Here is a 15,654-nt window from a genome sequence, read left to right on the forward strand (position 1 = left end):
CGCCAACCTGTGAGGCATCATGCGTTGTGTCATCGCCCGTTTCGCCTTCAACCTCGTCAAGAGCGAAGTGCTGGAAGCGATGAAGGGCATCAAACCCGAACCCGTCACCGGTGAGTCCGTGATCATCGGCCGCCGCACCTACCCCGTCAAGCAGGTCGGCCAGGTGCTCACCGGGCAGGACCGCCGTGACTTCTCCGCCGCCGAGGTCACGCGGGCGATGAGCGGCCTCGGCTTCACCTGCCGCCCCGCGCCCGCGCCCGCCCTCACCACGCTCGACACGGCGGCAGCCATGCTCGGAACTCCGACACCGGCGTAACCGGCCCCGGCGCGCCCGAGCCCACGACGGGGGAGGGGCGCGACCGGGCCGGTCGGAGCACGGTGACGAGGCCGGGTTCCGCCGCCGCCCCCGCTCTCAGCGGGGGCGGCGGTCTCCTGGAGGTCCTCCGTCGGGGCGTGGGGGTGCGGCGACGCGGTGGAAAACCAGTACGCCCCGGCAGCGCGAACTACTAGCTTGATCCACACAAGCGTTCGCGCAAGCTAGGGGTGGGGATCTTGAGGCGTAGACGACCGCACGCGTTCGGCGTGCCCAAAATCCGGTTCAAACGACGGTTGGCGGCGCTCGCCGTGGGCGTGCTGCTCGCGGCGCTGCCGATGACGGCGACCAGCGCGCAGGCGGCCGGGGGATCGGAGCCGGCGGTGCCGACCGCGCAGGGCTTCGTGGCATCGGGCAAACCGACCTGCTCGACGGACAGTTCCGCACCGACCCTGCTCGGGGACACGACTCCGGACCTGACGGCGGTGGTGCACCTCGCGGCCGGCGGATCACCGTCGGGGTACCTGCGGGCGCACTTCGACGTACAGGCCCGCGCGGCGGATCAGACGTGGAACGAGAAAGAGAGCGAACTGGTCCCGTCCAGTGGATTCGTGACGGACGGCCAGGTCGTCACCACCTCGGTCAGGGACCCGCTGACCGAGGGCACGTTGTACCGGATGGCGGCCTCGACCTGGTCGTACGCCACTGACGGTACCGAGTACGTCTCCTCGCCCAGCACCGCTTCCACCAGCGGCTGGTGCTACTTCACCGTGGACCCGACGGGTCCGCTCGCGCCGGTCGTGACCTCCGGCGGGCCGTACACCCTGTGCACGGCCGACGACTGTGCGGCCCACGGCGGCCCCGGCGTCCCGGGCACCTTCACCTTCGCTCCGGGCGAGGGCGACTCCGGGGTGGTGGCGTACCAGTACCGGTTCGCCGATTCGGCCTGGGCTCAGGTGTCCGGCTCCCCGGCGACGGTGACGCTCACCCCGCGGGACAGTGGCCAGCCGCTGCTGGTGGTGCAGGCCCAGGACGCGACCGGTGGCTGGGGCGCGCAGACCCAGGTCTTCTTCAAGGTGGCGCCGCCCGCGCCCTCCGTGGGCCTGTGGCACTTCGACCACGGGCAGCCCGGGGACACGTCGACGGCCGCGTCCGACACCGCCACCGGCGCCGGCGACCGCCACGCGGCGGCCCTCTCCGGCACGGGCGCGGACTGGACGGCGCTGGGCCGGCGCGGCGACGGCGACCAGGCACTCACCCTTGACGGCAGCGCAGGCTACGCCGCGACAAGCGGCCCGGTGCTGGACCCGGCGGCGTCCTTCGCCGTGTCGGCGTGGGTCTTCCCGACCGACCTGGCCCAGGACCGTACGGTCCTCTCCCAGACCGGCGACGACGGTTCGGGCTTCGCCCTGCGATACGCGGCCGGCGACCGGACGTGGCAGTTCTCGTACGCCTGGAACGACAGCGCCGGCACGCGGCACGTCGCCTACGCCGAGGCGCCGGGCGGCGCGGACCACGTCTGGACGCAGCTCGCGGGGGCCTACGACTCCGCCGCGCACACCCTCACCCTCTACGTGAACGGCCGGCCGCAGGGCTCACCTGTCGCCCTCCCCGATGCGGCGACCGCCCGGACCGCCTCTGGAGACCTGGAGTTCGGGCGGGCCGCGACCGCCGACGGCGCCGGCTCCTCCGCCGGCTACTGGAAGGGCCTGCTGGACGAAGTGCAGGTCTGGCAGCGGACGCTTTCGGCCTCGGAGGCCCTTCAGGACGCCAAGCTGGAGAGTCCCGACAACGGATGGCCCGGTGTCGCGAACGTCGCCGCCTGGAACGCGTCCGGTGCCGGCGGTGCGACCTTGCCGGACACCAGCGGGTACGGCCACACCCTCACCACCGAAGGCGGCGCCCTGCTGGACGGGAACGCGATCGTGCTGGACGGGACGGACGGCGCGGCCAGTACGCCGGGCACCGTGGTCGACGACACGGGATCGTTCACCGTGACCGCCCTCGTCCAGCCCGACATGTCGGTGATCAGCGGCAAACCGGACGGGTGGACCGCCCAGGTGGTCGGTCAGCGCTCGGCGGACGGCTCGGCCTGGGGCATCTGGTACCGGGTCGCCGGCCACGACGACGACTACGACCCCGGCGCGGACGACCCCGCGCCCGTGCCCGCCACCGAATGGCTCTTCGGGCGGGTCGGGACAGACGGCGCGTTCACCGGCGCGGTCAGCCAGGAGGTCACGATCTGGACCCCGGGCACAGCGGACAACCCCGTACAGGTGACGGGCGTCTTCGACGCCCAGGCGGGCACCGCCTCGCTCTACACCGGTTCCGACGAGCAGGGCACCGTGCCCTTCACGCCGGTCCCGGGCTCCGGTGACCTGACGGTCGGCAAGGCTGACCTCGACGGGACGGGGGGCTCCTACTTCCCGGGACGAGTCACTTCCCTGGGGTTGTGGGCGGGCGCCATGGGCTCCAACGGGATCTCCGGCCTGAACGGCTGACCCTCGCCCTGCTCTCCGGCCGCCCAGCTCTCCGGCCACCCTGCTCTCCGGCCGCCCGGGCCCCAAGCCCTGGGCGGCCGGAGAGTTGTCCGGCGGGGGCCCTTCACCCGAGCTGATCATGCCCGGGTACTGTGCGCGTGTGCTTGGCCTGTGATATATCGCCAGCTATGTTGTGAACACGACAATGTTGTCATTGGTCGGGTTACGCGCCCGGGCACGCCTCCGGGGGCGGCCCAGGTTTCGCGGAGGTGTCCGATGCCGGATCGGCTCACGAGTACAGGAACGGCTCGCCGCGGCAGGCGGGCCCTGGGACGGGCACTGCTCGCTCTCGCCGCCGCGGCGGCCGTGACACTGCTCGCGGGCAGCGCGTTCGCCGGGACCGCGGCAGCGTCGGACGCCGCCGGGGGCGGCTCGGGGCTGGACTACGTCGCCATGGGCAGCTCGTACGCCGCCGGGCCGGGGATTCCGCCCGCGCAGACGAGCAGCGGGGCCGCCACGTGCAAGCGGTCGGACAACAACTACGCGAGCATCGTGGCCCGGGAGATCGGCGCCGATCTGACGGACGCGTCCTGTTACGGAGCGACGACGGCGAACGTGCTGACCGACGCGCAGTCGGGACAGCCGCCACAGGTCCAGGCCGTGACGAGCGCGACCGACGCGGTGACCGTGACCATCGGCGGCAACGACGTGGACTACCTGGGGAGCATCGACACGTACTCCTGCCTGACCGGCGGGGGCTCCAACTGCGGCTCGGTGGACCAGGCCGCGATCAACCAGGCCTTCGGGCAGCTGGCCGGGCGGCTCGAGAACGTGGTGAACGCCGTGCACAGCGCCTCACCGCTGGCGCACGTCTACCTGGTCGACTACTTCACGATCCTGCCGGACTCGGGGGTGTGCGCGAACGTGCCGCTCACCGACAGCCAGGCGGCGTTCGAGCGGAGCATCGCCACCCGGCTGGCCGCGGCGACAGCCACCGCGGCGAGCACGGCGGGGGCCACACTGGTGGACCTGGCCTCGGCGAGCCACGGGCACGACGCCTGCGCGGCCACGCCGTGGGTGGAGACCTACCGGCCGGCGGCGGGTCGTACCCCGTACCACCCGAACGAGGCGGGGATGCGCGCGGCGGCCTCGCTGGTGGAGGCCGCTCTGCTGACCTCCGGGCAGCAGAGCACCGTGGTGGCCCACTCCGGCGTCGCCGGCAAGTGCCTGGACGTGGCCGGGGCGAACACGGCGAACGGCACGCCCGTGCAGATCTACGGGTGCAACGGCAGCGGGGCGCAGCGCTGGACCTACACGCCCACGGACGGCGGCACGCTGCGGGCGCTGGGCGGCTGCCTGGACGTGAGCAACAGCGGGACCGCCGACAAGACGAAGGTCCAGCTCTGGCAGTGCAACGGCAGCGGGGCCCAGCGCTGGACGGTCGGCGCCGGCAACCTGCTGATCAACCCGGAGTCCGGGCGCTGCCTGGACGATCCGGCCGGCTCCAGCACCGACGCCACCCAGCTGCAGATCTACGACTGCAACGGCAGCGCCGCCCAGCGGTGGACGCTTTCAGCCAGCTGACCAGCTGACCGTCCGACCAGCTGACCGTCCGACCAGCTGACCTGACGGCCCCGCGCCGACCTCGCCCGCATGGCCGTCAGGGGGGCGCGGCCGTGCGTCGCGCGACACCGTCGGCGCCTCCCCCAACGGGGAGACGCCGACGCCTCACAGCCCGAGTGCGCTCTTCGCCGCGCCCGCGGGCACCCGGCGCCGCCGCGACGACGCCGGGTGCCCGCGGGGCTCGGGGTGCCCGGGAGCGCGTCGTCCTCCCGCCGTGGCGACGGTGGAGCCGTCGACGGACAGGGCGGGTCCGCGTGAGGCGAGTGCGAGGACGCGAGATGCGGTGGCGGCGGCGAGCGAGGGTCAGCGGGTGGGGCTGCGCGTGCCGCCGCTCGGGAGGGTGGCGCGGTCGGCGGCCTCCCGGCCGTGCGCCCAGCCCGCAGGGTCGCGGCCCTTGAGCCGCGAGGAGGTGGTGTGCGGGAAGAGCCGGCGGGTGGCGGCGCGGACCGCGAGGTCGCGGGCGGCGAGGACGGGCAGCAGCTCGGCCTCCGGGGTGTCGGCCCCGGCGACCGCGGCGTCCCTGGCGACGGTGAGGCGTTCGCGGACGCGGCTCGCGTAGGAGATCAGGAAGGATTCCCGGAAGTCCCGCGAGCGGGCCGACCGCCCGCCGTGCAGCGCGCGGTCGGCCTGGACCAGCAACGAGGTGTAGAGCACCTCGACGGCTTCGAGGTCGGCCTGGTGCCCGACGACCGTGGAGAAGCCGAAGTCCGCCGACCAGACGGACGTGCAGGCGTTGGCTGTCGCGACGGCGTCGAGCAGCAGCGCCTTGGCGCCCTCGTAGGGGCGGTCCACACCGATCCGGCGGGCGCCCGGCCCCGTCCCGCCCTCTGCGCCCGAGGCGGCCACCAGGGCGTCGTCGATGCTGTGCTTGGCCATGAGGTGCTGGGCCTTCGCCGACAGGGCCTCGGCTTCTTCGGGGAAACCGGTGGACTCCGCCTTCGCCAGCAGGGTGCGGACCCGGGCGAGCATCTTGGAGTCCCCAGCGCGGGACGGAGCGGGCGGCTCGGCGGTGAGCGCGGGAATCCGCGGAAGGGTCATCCACAGGCAGAGCAGTTCCACGCACGCGGAAGCCGTGGAGAAGCGGTCGAGCCGCTCTCCGGCGGCGAACGCCGCGGCCGCGTCCTCCAGATCCCCCTCCGCCGTCAGCGCCTCGGCAAGCCGGCGGTGCCGCGGTTCGAGGTCGCGCCCGGCCATCCTCGCCAGGTCCGCGCCCTGCCACCCCCGGGTACCGCACTCGCGTACGACCCTCGCCGCCGCGGCGGCGGCCACCCGCGCCCAGTCCGACCGCGCGGCGGCCAGTGAAGCGGCCGTGTCCCGGTCCCGCTCGTCCCCGCTGGCCGCGGCCCTGGCCAGCGCCGTCTCGAACTCCTCCATCCCACCATTGTCCCTGTCCGGGCCTGCGTGGCGGCCGGGGGCACAGCCGGTGCCGACACCCCGGTGGCGGCGGATCGGGGCACCCCTCGGCCCGGCGGCGAGCGGTACTCGCGGCAGCCACATAGGGTGATCTCAGGAATGCCAGGCGTAGCGATCGCCCAGGCCTGGCGTCTACCGAGGAGGACGTCATGGCTGGCAAGGCCAGTGTCGTATTCGCCCACGGCCTCTGGGCTGACGGCTCGTGCTTCAACAAGCTCATCCCCACGCTCCAGGCCGAGGGCCACGAGGTCCTCAGCTCGCAGCACGGCCTGGACTCCCTCGAAGGGGACGTCGCCTGCGTCACCCGCGCCATCAACCACGTGCCCGGCCCGGTCGTGCTCGTCGGCCACTCCTACGGCGGGACCCTGATCACCAAGGCGGGCCTCCACGACCGCGTGGGCGCCCTGGTCTACATCGCCGCGCTCGGCCCGGACGAGGACGAGACCTCGCAGGGCGAGCAGGACAAGTTCCCCCGCACGCCCGTGTTCGAGCACGTCGAGATCGCCGACGGCCGCGTCTGGCTCCGGGAGTCGGGCATCGGCGACTTCTGCGGCGACCTGCCGGCGGCGGAGCAGAAGCTCGTGCTCTCGACGGGCGCCGTTCCGGTCGCCGATCTGTTCGACCAGCAGGTCCCCGGCACCGCCTGGCGCACGAAGCCGAGCTGGTACATCGTCGCGAACAACGACCGCACTGTGAACCCGGACCTGGAACGGGCCGCCGCCGCGCGCATGGGTGCGAAGACCTACGACATCGACAGCAGCCACGTGCCCATGCTCTCGCACCCCGAGTACGTCCTCGACGTCATCCGCGACGCGGCGAAGTCGCTGGAGGGGTGACCCGAGGCGAACCGGACCCGGGCGCCGGGCAGCCGGCAACCCCGGCTGCCGGCCGGCGAGTGAACGGAGGCCCAGTGCCCGAACATACTCCGACCCTGTCCCCGGAGGCCGCCGACAGGATCGCCCTCCGCGAGCTGGTCGACGCCTACGCGCACTGCGCCGACCGCAGGGACGCGCGGGGGCAGGCGGCTCTGTTCACCGAGGACACCCGCTTCCTGGTCTTCATGGACGCCACCGCCTCCGAACCCACCCAGGAACTGAACGGCAGAGCCAGCCTCGCTCCGGTGTTCGACAACCTGAACACCTACGCGGCCACCACCCACTTCAACGGTCAGAGCGTGATCGCTCTCGACGGCGACCGCGCCACGGGCGAGACCTACTGTCTGGCTCATCACGTCTCTCGTGACCAGCCGCCGAACCGTACGATCATGATCGCTTCCATCCGCTATCTCGACCGGTTCGTCAGACTCGACGGCGGCGGCTGGTACTTCGCCGAACGCCGGCTCATGGTCGACTGGACCGAGACCCGGGTCTGCTCCCCCTGAACGGGGCGACAGCTCCCCTGCCCGACGCACATGGGAGCCCCGTGCGCGGAGGCGGGTCCGTGGCGCGGTGGCGGGGGGCTGCGCGGCGGTCCCCGCGTCAGGCCTTGACCGCGCCGGTGAGCATGCCGTGGATGAACTGGCGCTGGAAGAAGGCGTAAAGGCCCACCACCGGCAGGGAGATGGTCACCGCGGCCGCGGCGAGGAGGTTGACGTGGACCATGTAGCGGCCGGAGAAGGCGCCCAGTCCGAGGGTGAGGGGCTGGTGGGCGGGGTCGGAGACGAGGATGAGGGAGAGGAAGTAGTCGTTCCAGGTCCACATGAAGCTGAGCAGGATCAGCGTCATGACGGCCGGCTTGGCGATGGGCAGGTAGATCCGCCACAGGGAGGTCCAGGTGTTGGCGCCGTCGACCTGCGCCGACTCCCCGATGCTGGCCGGTATGGCACGGAAGGCCGACCGCATCCAGAACGCGCCGAAGCTGATGCCCATGCCGATGTGGGCGAGGATGATCCCCTGGTAGGTGTCGGTGAGTCCGTCGGCCTGGAAGTCGTAGTAGAGCGGGACGATGATCGCCTCGGTCGGGATCATCACGCCGAAGAGCAGGAGCGGGAAGAGCAGCTTCTCGCCGACCACGCCCAGAACCCCGAAGGCGTAGCCGCTGAGGACGGCCAGCACCGTCGAGGCGGCCACCGCGGTGCCGGCGATGATGAGGCTGGACTTGAGGTAGTGGGTGAAACCGGCCTGCTGCCAGGCCTGGGTGAAGTTGGACCAGTTCAGGTGGCCGAGGTCGAGGGTCCCGGAGATGTTGGGACTGAGGGCCACGCCGAGTATCCAGGCGATGGGGAAGAGTACGGCGATGGCGAGCAGGGTGAGGAAGGCGTAGTTGAACGCCTTTTCTCGTGCGGAGATCATCAGTCGTCACCTTCGGAGAGCTTGACCACGATCAGGGAGACGATCAGCGAGACCGCCGCGAGGACGACGCCGATGGCGCAGGCCGCGCCGATGTCCGGGTTGGCGAAGGCGCGTTGGTAGAGGAGCACGGTGGGGGTGATGGTGGAGGTTCCCGGGCCGCCCCGGGTGGTGAGCCAGACGATGTCGAAGACGCGGATGGCGGCCAGCACTGTGAGGGTGAGCACGACGGCCAGCTGGCCGCGCAGGCCCGGAAGGGTGACGGTGAAGAACTCGCGTATCGCGCCGGCCCCGTCCATCCGGGCGGCGTCGTAGAGTTCGGCCGGGATGTTCTGGATGCCGGCGCCGAAGAGCACCATGCACAACCCGTAGGCGCCCCAGGTGCCGGCCAGGCCGATGGCGGGCAGGGCCCAGGTGTAGTCGCCGAGCCAGCCGCGGGTGAGGCCGCCGAGGCCGATCGCGGACAGCACCGTGTTGAGCGGCCCGTCCGGGGCGTAGATGCGCTTCCACACCACGGCGGCGACGGCGGGGGTGAGGACCTGGGGCAGGAAGATGATCCAGCGGTAGACCCCGCCGCCGCGGACGCTCCTGCGTGCGGTGAGCGCCGCGCTGGTCATGCCCAGGACGATCGGCAGGACGGCGAAGAAGACGATGAAGTAAAGGGTGTGGACGACGGCCTGCCGCAGCACCGGGTCGTGCAGGAAGCCGGTGTAGTTGGCGAGTCCGGCCCAGCGGGCGGGGGTGATGCCGTCCCAGTGGTAGAGGGACACCCGCACGCTCTGGCCCGCGGGGTAGAGCACGACGAACGCGTACACCACGAGCCCGGGCGCGAGGTAGGCCAGCCCCAGCCAGCGGCGGCGTCGCCGGTGGGCGGCGGGCCGGTGCTGCCCGGTGCGGCGGGCGGGGCGGTCGGTGCCGGCGGCGGGGCGGGGTGCGGCGCCGCGGCGGGCACGGCTGTGGCTGAGCGTGGACAAGGTCACCTCGCCAGGGTCTTGAGGAAGGCGGCGTCGTTCTTCTCGGCGGCGGTGACCACCGAGGCGGGGGTGGACTTCCCGGCCAGCATGTTCTGCAGCGCGGCGTTGAGGGTGTCCAGCAGCGTCGGAGTGGCCCAGTCCAGGTAGGGGACGGAGGTGCCGTCCTCGGATACCTGCCGGGCGATGGCGACGTCGTCGGTGAACAGCGGGTCACCCGCGGGGGCTCGCACGTCCGGGTGGAGCAGCGGCATCGTCTGGTTGGCGACGGCGAGTTCGGCGGCCCGGGTGCTGGCGGCGAAGTCGAGGAAGGCGGCGGCGGCGTCGGCGTGCTTGGACTTGGCGGCCACGGAGAAGTTGGCGGCGGAGGACGCGGTGGCCACGGGCTTGCCGCCGTCGGCGCGGGGCAGCACGAAGGAGCCGAAGTCCTTGGACTGGCCCGGCTTGAGGGGCAGCGAGCCGGAGTAGTCGAAGTGGAACAGGCCCTGGCCGTTCACGAAGTCCTGGGCGGCGTCGGCGGCGGCGACTCCGGCGTAGTCCTTGGTCAGGTAGCCCTTGTCGGACCACTGCTTGAGGCTGGACACCGCCTGCGGGAGGCCGGTGGCGGCGACCTCCGCCGTGCCCTGGGAGTAGATGAAGTCCGAGATGGCGGTGGGTGAGCCGAGGGAGTTCATCAGCGAGTAGAACGGCTCGGTGAGCCCGGCCTGCTCCACGTTGCCCAGCGAGATCGGGGTGATTCCGGCCTTCTTGGCCTTCGCCAGGTCGGCTTGGAAGTCGGCGAAGGAGCGCGGGACGCCGGCGCCGATCTTCTTGAGCAGGGCCCGGTTGTAGTAGACCTCGATCAGCGAGGCGCGGGCGACGGGGACGCCGAACATCGATCCCGTGCCCATCTCGGTGCCGTCGGGGCTGAACTCGTGCTCGCTGAGGATCGACTGGGGGAAGGAGTGCTTCCACCCGTACGCCTTGGCGTAGTTGTCCAGGTCGAGTACCAGTCCGCCGCGGACGAGGGTGCCCAGGGACTGCCAGCCGTTGTTGGCCGGCACGATGTCCGGCGGGTTCGCCGACTTCAGCTTCAGCGGCAGGGCGGACATCACGTCGCCCCACGGCAGCGAGGTCCGCTTGATGGTGATGTTGGGGTACTTCTTCTCGAAGGCCGAGACGACGGCGGACATCCACGCGTTGTCGGTGCCGCCGGAGAAGGCGTCCAGCACCTGGAGCGTGACGTCGCCCATCCGGGCCGGGTCCGTCGCGACCGGCCCCGCCGTGCCGCTGTTCGCGGCGGCGCCGGCGTCGGTACCCGGCATGCAGCCGGCGAGCAGCGCCGCCGTTGCGACCGGAACCAGCGTGGCACCGATCCGCCCTGTTGTCCTGCGCGAGACCACGATGTCTCCTGTCGTCGGTGGACCGTTTGGTGTCCCGGGGGTACGGCGAGCTTAGGACTGGCAGACCAATTAGTCCAGATGTACGGCAGCTGGTTTGAAATCATCGATCTGGCACGCCTGGTTCGCTCGGCTTGCTATCGTGGACGTATGACGACCATCGGCGAGGAGACCGGAGCAGGGGCAGCGGTCACGCAGACCTACCGCAGGCTGAGCGAGGCGTTGCGCCGCGGCGCGTTCCCGGCGGGCGGACGGCTGCCCGGCGAGCGCGACCTCGCGGGAAGCCTGGGGGTGAGCCGTTCGACGCTCCGCCAGGCGCTGGGGCGGCTGGCCGAGGAGGGCAAGCTCGAACGCTCCTCGCAGCGCGGCTGGTTCGTGCGCGGGAACGTGGTCGGTGAGCCGCCCAGCACCCTGCAGAGCTTCTCGGAGATGGCCCGGGCCCGCGGACTGCAGGCGCGGGCGACGGTCCTGGAGAGCCGTTCCCGCGCCGCCACGTTCGAGGAGGCCGAGCAGCTGGGCATCGCGCCGGCCGCCCGCGTACTGGACCTGCGGCGGCTGCGCAGCCTGGACGGGGTTCCGGTGTGCGTGGACCGCAGCATCGTGGTGCTCGGCCTGGCCGGCGGGCTGGACTCCATGGACCTCACCGACCGCTCGCTCTACGAGACCCTGGAGCGGGAGTGCGGCCTGCGCGTCGCGCGCAGCTCGTACTCGGTACGGGCGGAGGCCGCCGACGACGCCACCGCCGAACTGCTGCTGATCGAGCCGGGGGCACCGGTGCTGATCGGCGAGGAGACCACGTACACCGATGACGGCGCCGTGGTGCTGATCGGCCGGATGACCTACCGAAGCGACGCCTACCGCTTCCAGGCGGACCTGTTCCGCGCCCTGTGAGCCGTCCGGCCTGTGAGGCGCCCCCGGCGCGCGAGGCGTCCTCCATGGGACGTCCTCGGTGGGGCGCCCTGTGAGCCGTTCGGAGGCCAGGAGCCGAAGAACCCGGGGCCGGACGGCCCGGTTGTCTGACGACCCGGCCGGAACGTCCAAGGCCCCCGGGCCGCCCCTGCCAAGGGATGCGGCCCGGGGGCCCTTTCCGCGGTTCCGCCCCCGCGCCGCGCCCTGAGAGCGGCCCGGATGCGGCCCCGTCCTTCAGGTGGCCAGGAAGTCCGCCGGCGGCATGGTGCCGGCCACCCTCGCCACCACGTCCGGCGTCACCGCCACGCCGTTCTCGGCGAGGGCGTCCAGCAGTGCCCCGGCCACCGGCGGCAGCACGCCGCGGTGCGCCGCCGCGTGCGGCACGTGCGCCGGCAGCTCCTCCAGCAGGGCCGCCAAGACCGGTGAGCCCGGCGCCGTGAGCACGGAGCCGGAGAGGACCACGCTCACCGGGGCCCCGGTGCCGCCCAGGCCGGTCTCGCGCGCGGCGACCCCCGCGTACATGGCCAGCCTGCGGCCCTGCTCGCGGACGATCCCCACCGCCACCGGGTCGCCGCTGTCGGCCACCGCGGTGACCGTTCTGGCACAACTGGTGCGGTCCCGGGGGCCGGCGCCGCCCTCGCGGCGGGTCAGCCAGTGGTTGAGCTCCGCGACCGACGCCTTGCCGTAGTGGGTGAGCAGCGCGCGGGTCAGCCCGGTCTCGGGGGCGAGGCCGAGCTCGGCGAGGAACACCGCCTTCAGGGCCTCGCCCGCCAGGCCGGTCGCGCCCATGGCGTGCTGGCCCCACCAGCCCATGTCCCAGCAGCGGCCGGCGGGCCCGCGGGCCGCGATCGCCGCGGCCGTGCCGCCCGCGACGGCGATGCCGACGCCGCTGGGCTCGCCGCAGCGGATCGCGGCGTACCCGTCGTTGAGGACGGTACGGCGCAGCAGCGCGGGCTGCCGCGCGCGCAGGGCCCCGTCCCAGTACTCCGCGTCCTCGGGCCAGTCCACGCCGGCCAGCCGGAAGGCCGCGCCGGCCACGGCCGGGGGAGCGGACGGCGAGGGCTGCCGGGACAGCTCCGCCGGGTCGCCCCCGGCCTCGGCCAGCGCGGCCCCGATCGCGGCCAGCACCTCGTCGACGGCCGCCTCCGGTGTGGGGGCGCCGTAGATGTCGCCGCAGCCGGAGCGCCCGGCGCCCACCACCTCGCCGGAGGCGGTGGACACCAGGGCGGCGGTCTTGCTGTTGCCCGCGTCGACGCCCAGGAAGAGCGTGCTCGCGGTGGCCGGGCGCGTCACGGGAGCAGCCGCTCCGGCAGCCAGGCGGACTGGGCGGTGGCCAGCTCGGCGTACAGCGCCTCGGCGACGGACAGCGAGGGCACCAGCGGGTTGGCCATCAGCGCGCGGACGGCGTCGGCGGCGGTCCCCTCCCACGCGGCCTTGGCGGTGAGGATCTGGTACTCCGCCAGCTGCTGGGTGATGCCCAGCACCGAGTGCGGCAGCGGCTTCTGCGCCTCGGGGTGGAAGCCCTTGCCGTCCACCGTGCCCCACAGCTCGACCACCGTGGAGTCGGCGAACCCGGGCAGCCAGCCCTCGGTGTTGGTGATGTTGAACGGCAGCCGCGCCGGCGCGTCGTTGTAGTACGCGCTGATGGCGTCGATGGCCAGCTCCAGCTCGTGGATGCCGCCGCGCGAGCGGTCCTGCTCCAGCTGCGGCGCGTCGGAGACCGCCTGCTCGCGGTAGTGCTCCCAGTAGCCGGGCAGCGAGTCCATGATGACCTCGGAGCGCGTCTTGGCCGCCAGCTGCCGCTCCCGCAGGATCTCGTCGCGGAAGTAGTAGTAGTTGAAGTAGTCCGACGGGATGGACTCCATCGCCACCGCCAGGTGCAGCGCGCGCAGGCCGTTGACGTCGTCGGTGGGCTTGTCCTTGAGCGCCTCGTAGCGCTCGCGCAGGATCGGGAAGGCGTCCTGCCCGTCGTAGGTGGCCTCGTTGGACCAGCAGTTGTGGTTGATGCCGACCAGGTTGGCCTTGAGCTTCTCCGGGTCCAGGCCGGCCGCCTTGGCGACCACCGGCGGGAAGACGATCGGGCCCTCGCAGAAGGACGCGATCGGGATGTCGGTGTAGTCCGAGACGGCCTGGGAGACGATGTTGACCGGGTTGGTGTAGTTGAAGATGCGGGCGTTCGGCGCCACCTCGCCGAGGTTGGCGCACAGCTCCTTGATCACCTGCACCGAGCGCAGCGCCATCATCATGCCGCCGGGCCCCTGCGTCTCCTGGCCGATGACGCCGTACTTCAGCGGGATGCGCTCGTCGATCGCGCGGGCGCCGAAGCCGCCGGGACGGAAGCTGGAGAGCACCGCGTCGACGTCCCGCAGGCCCTCGCGCTGGTTGGTGGTGGCCGTGACGGTGATGTCCAGCCCGGCGTTGCGGGCCAGCCGCTCCGTGAGCGTCCTGACCACTTCGAGGTGGTCGGGGTCGAGGTCGATCAGCACGAACTCGGAGCCGTCGAACTCCGCACCGTGGTGCATGAACGACGCCATGGTGCCGGGAGCGCGCGAGGAGCCGCCACCGAGGTAGGCAATCTTGACGCGGGCCATGGATCCTCCAGGATCTCATCGGGTTCGGACATCAGGGTGTCCGGTCGGGTTGGCGGTACGCGTGCCGCCGCGGCGGCCGGGGCGGGTCGGCCGGGGCCGGGGTGGTCCGGGCCGAACCGGCTGTCAGGTCGAGGCCGTCAGGGCCTCTGCGGCTTGCAGGGCTGCCCGGTCGACGTAGAGGCGCGGCTGGGCGCAGTCGGTGAAGACGGTGGCCGGCCAGTCGGGCTGGTAGCGGTCGGCTCCGGCGAGCCGGCTGACCGCCTTGGCCTTGTCCGTGCCGTGCGCCACCATCACCACGCGCCTGGAGTGCTCGCGGATGGTGCCGACGCCCACGGTGACCCCGTGCAGGGGGACGTCGGCCAGGCCGCGCAGGCTCGGGAAGGTCGCCAGGTTGTCCCGGCGGGTCTGCTCGGTCAGCGCCACCACGTGGGTGCCGGCGTCGGACCGGGTGCCGACGGGGTTGAAGGCGATGTGCCCGTCGCCGGAGCCGGAGGCGAGCAGGAAGAGGTCGATGCCGCCGAGGGCCGCGATCCGCTCGTCGTAGGCGCCGGGATCGGCCGGGTCGGGCACCAGGAAGTGGTCGGCGGCGATGCCGCGTCCCGGACCGGCCGCCGCGTCGAGCGGCTGGACGATCTCCTCCCGGCCGAACCGCACGCAGCTGTGCCGGAGTGCGGGGTCGATCCGCCGGAACGCGGCGGTGTCCCGGTCCTGTTCGACGTACTCGTCCATCATGACGACCACGACGTGCCCGAGGTCCAGGCCGCGCGCGGCGACCTCGTCGGCGAGTGCGCGGTACGTGCTGTGCGCGCTGCGGCCGCCGGGACACCCCAGGACATACCGCCGCCCGTCGTGCGCTGCGCCGTCGATCTCGTCCGCGATCTCAGCGGCGAGCGCGCGCCCCAGCGCCTCGGCGTCATGGAACACAGTGGGTGCGACACGCACAGAGTCAACTCCTTCATGGACCAGATATGCCATTGACCTTACCCTGGTCTGACTGGTCTACGCAACGGTCTGTGCGGTACCCGCAGAGCGCGCCGCCCGACCGCCCGGCATGGCGTCACTGCGGTCCGCGGAGCACACGGCGACGCCCCCGTCCCGCCCGGGTGGACCCGGGTAGGGCGGGGGCGTGGAGCGCGCGGACGGCGAGAGCCGAAGGGCAACCGGGAGCACCTCGCCGCGCGTTGGCGTATCTGTACACGAGTCGGCGGTGCGTCAGCCGCCGCGGTGACCCGCCTCCCGGCGGTCGGGGCATCCACCGCCCGGAAGGGGAGCCCGGACGTCATGGGCATCGGCGTGGCGGAGGGAGAGGCTGAGGAAGAGGCGGAGGAAGAGCGGAGAAACGGCTTCCGCGGGGGGAAGCCCCCGCCGGACCGAGGAGCCGGTGCCGGAATCGGTGCGACGGCGCCGTCGCCGGCGCCGTCGCCGGCTTCGCGCAGGCGGAGGACCAGGGGCGCCGGGGTGCTCGGACCCGATGGCGCCCCGCGTGGCGGCGAGCGCGGGGGCCTCTCCGGGACCCGGCCGGGGCTCCCGCCGGCCCGCGCGAGGACGACGCCGCTCTCGCGGCGCAGGAGGCACGTCGGCGAGGTCGGCCGGGACCGGCTCGACCTCCCTTCCCCGCCGTCGTCGCCCGGCCGCACCGGCGAGGAGAACGCGGTGCGACCAGGCGGGCGAGCCCTCCGTCCGCCGT

13 protein-coding genes are annotated in these 15,654 nt (G+C 72.7%); 6 read left to right on the forward strand and 7 right to left on the reverse strand.

The genetic code is table 11. The annotated features are described in order from the left end of the window. Positions 1-19: 19 nt before the first annotated feature. The 3 genes from BS72_RS31505 to BS72_RS31515 all read left to right on the forward strand — a co-directional run bounded on the left by BS72_RS31505 (position 20) and on the right by BS72_RS31515 (position 4,377). Positions 20-316, forward strand: coding sequence for an SCO5918 family protein (locus BS72_RS31505; protein ID WP_037915395.1), 297 nt, complete (start codon positions 20-22; stop codon positions 314-316). Between the two features lie 266 nt (positions 317-582). After that, a complete protein-coding gene (locus BS72_RS31510; protein ID WP_157856381.1) occupies positions 583-2,814 on the forward strand; it encodes a LamG domain-containing protein in 2,232 nt (743 codons plus the stop codon). A gap of 255 nt (positions 2,815-3,069) precedes the next feature. Then, positions 3,070-4,377 carry a ricin-type beta-trefoil lectin domain protein gene (locus tag BS72_RS31515; protein WP_078901788.1) on the forward strand — a complete coding sequence of 436 codons (1,308 nt, stop codon included), beginning with the start codon at positions 3,070-3,072 and terminating at the stop codon, positions 4,375-4,377. Between the two features lie 342 nt (positions 4,378-4,719). Here BS72_RS31515 and BS72_RS31520 read toward each other — a convergent pair whose 3' ends face one another. After that, positions 4,720-5,790, reverse strand: a complete 1,071-nt coding sequence (locus tag BS72_RS31520) for a DUF2786 domain-containing protein (RefSeq protein ID WP_037915398.1) — start codon at positions 5,788-5,790, stop codon at positions 4,720-4,722. Between the two features lie 188 nt (positions 5,791-5,978). On the opposite strand from BS72_RS31520, the gene BS72_RS31525 reads away from it, so the two are divergent. Next, positions 5,979-6,665 (forward strand): alpha/beta fold hydrolase, encoded by a 687-nt coding sequence (locus BS72_RS31525; RefSeq protein WP_037915402.1) that lies wholly within the window; start codon positions 5,979-5,981, stop codon positions 6,663-6,665. Between the two features lie 74 nt (positions 6,666-6,739). Further along, a complete protein-coding gene (locus tag BS72_RS31530) occupies positions 6,740-7,210 on the forward strand; it encodes a nuclear transport factor 2 family protein (RefSeq protein ID WP_051951892.1) in 471 nt (156 codons plus the stop codon). Between the two features lie 97 nt (positions 7,211-7,307). Here BS72_RS31530 and BS72_RS31535 read toward each other — a convergent pair whose 3' ends face one another. The 3 genes from BS72_RS31535 to BS72_RS31545 are packed head-to-tail and all read right to left on the reverse strand — an operon-like array spanning position 7,308 to position 10,470. Continuing rightward, positions 7,308-8,120, reverse strand: coding sequence for a carbohydrate ABC transporter permease (locus BS72_RS31535; protein ID WP_037915404.1), 813 nt, complete (start codon positions 8,118-8,120; stop codon positions 7,308-7,310). Continuing rightward, entirely contained in the window at positions 8,120-9,097 is a 978-nt protein-coding gene (locus tag BS72_RS31540) for a carbohydrate ABC transporter permease (protein WP_051951893.1), read from the reverse strand. The genes BS72_RS31535 and BS72_RS31540 overlap by 1 nt, the downstream gene beginning before the upstream one ends. Continuing rightward, the gene (locus tag BS72_RS31545; RefSeq protein ID WP_037915407.1) at positions 9,094-10,470 is read right to left on the reverse strand and encodes an ABC transporter substrate-binding protein; all 1,377 of its coding nucleotides are present in this window, start codon (positions 10,468-10,470) and stop codon (positions 9,094-9,096) included. The genes BS72_RS31540 and BS72_RS31545 overlap by 4 nt, the downstream gene beginning before the upstream one ends. 147 nt (positions 10,471-10,617) lie before the next feature. On the opposite strand from BS72_RS31545, the gene BS72_RS31550 reads away from it, so the two are divergent. Next, positions 10,618-11,358: a GntR family transcriptional regulator gene (locus BS72_RS31550; protein WP_037915411.1), complete on the forward strand. Its 741-nt coding sequence runs from the start codon at positions 10,618-10,620 to the stop codon at positions 11,356-11,358. 252 nt (positions 11,359-11,610) lie between these two features. Here the strand turns inward: BS72_RS31550 and BS72_RS31555 are convergent, their stop codons facing one another. The 3 genes from BS72_RS31555 to BS72_RS31565 all read right to left on the reverse strand — a co-directional run bounded on the left by BS72_RS31555 (position 11,611) and on the right by BS72_RS31565 (position 14,909). Continuing rightward, positions 11,611-12,669, reverse strand: a complete 1,059-nt coding sequence (locus BS72_RS31555) for a BadF/BadG/BcrA/BcrD ATPase family protein (RefSeq protein WP_037915412.1) — start codon at positions 12,667-12,669, stop codon at positions 11,611-11,613. Further along, a complete protein-coding gene (locus BS72_RS31560) occupies positions 12,666-13,967 on the reverse strand; it encodes a family 4 glycosyl hydrolase (protein WP_037915413.1) in 1,302 nt (433 codons plus the stop codon). Before BS72_RS31560 ends, BS72_RS31555 begins: the two co-directional genes overlap by 4 nt. A 123-nt stretch (positions 13,968-14,090) precedes the next feature. Then, a complete protein-coding gene (locus BS72_RS31565) occupies positions 14,091-14,909 on the reverse strand; it encodes a 6-phosphogluconolactonase (RefSeq protein WP_232792599.1) in 819 nt (272 codons plus the stop codon). Between the last annotated feature and the right edge of the window lie 745 nt (positions 14,910-15,654).

It is taken from the genome of Actinacidiphila yeochonensis CN732, assembly GCF_000745345.1.
GTDB classification, from domain to species: Bacteria; Actinomycetota; Actinomycetes; order Streptomycetales; family Streptomycetaceae; genus Actinacidiphila; species Actinacidiphila yeochonensis.

Coding starts and splice junctions, on each gene's coding strand:
- BS72_RS31505 (WP_037915395.1), top strand. CDS start 20: ATGCGTTGTGTCATCGCCCGTTTCGCCTTCAACCTCGTCAAGAGCGAA.
- BS72_RS31515 (WP_078901788.1), top strand. CDS start 3,070: ATGCCGGATCGGCTCACGAGTACAGGAACGGCTCGCCGCGGCAGGCGG.
- BS72_RS31520 (WP_037915398.1), bottom strand. CDS start 5,790: ATGGAGGAGTTCGAGACGGCGCTGGCCAGGGCCGCGGCCAGCGGGGAC.
- BS72_RS31525 (WP_037915402.1), top strand. CDS start 5,979: ATGGCTGGCAAGGCCAGTGTCGTATTCGCCCACGGCCTCTGGGCTGAC.
- BS72_RS31535 (WP_037915404.1), bottom strand. CDS start 8,120: ATGATCTCCGCACGAGAAAAGGCGTTCAACTACGCCTTCCTCACCCTG.
- BS72_RS31550 (WP_037915411.1), top strand. CDS start 10,618: ATGACGACCATCGGCGAGGAGACCGGAGCAGGGGCAGCGGTCACGCAG.
- BS72_RS31560 (WP_037915413.1), bottom strand. CDS start 13,967: ATGGCCCGCGTCAAGATTGCCTACCTCGGTGGCGGCTCCTCGCGCGCT.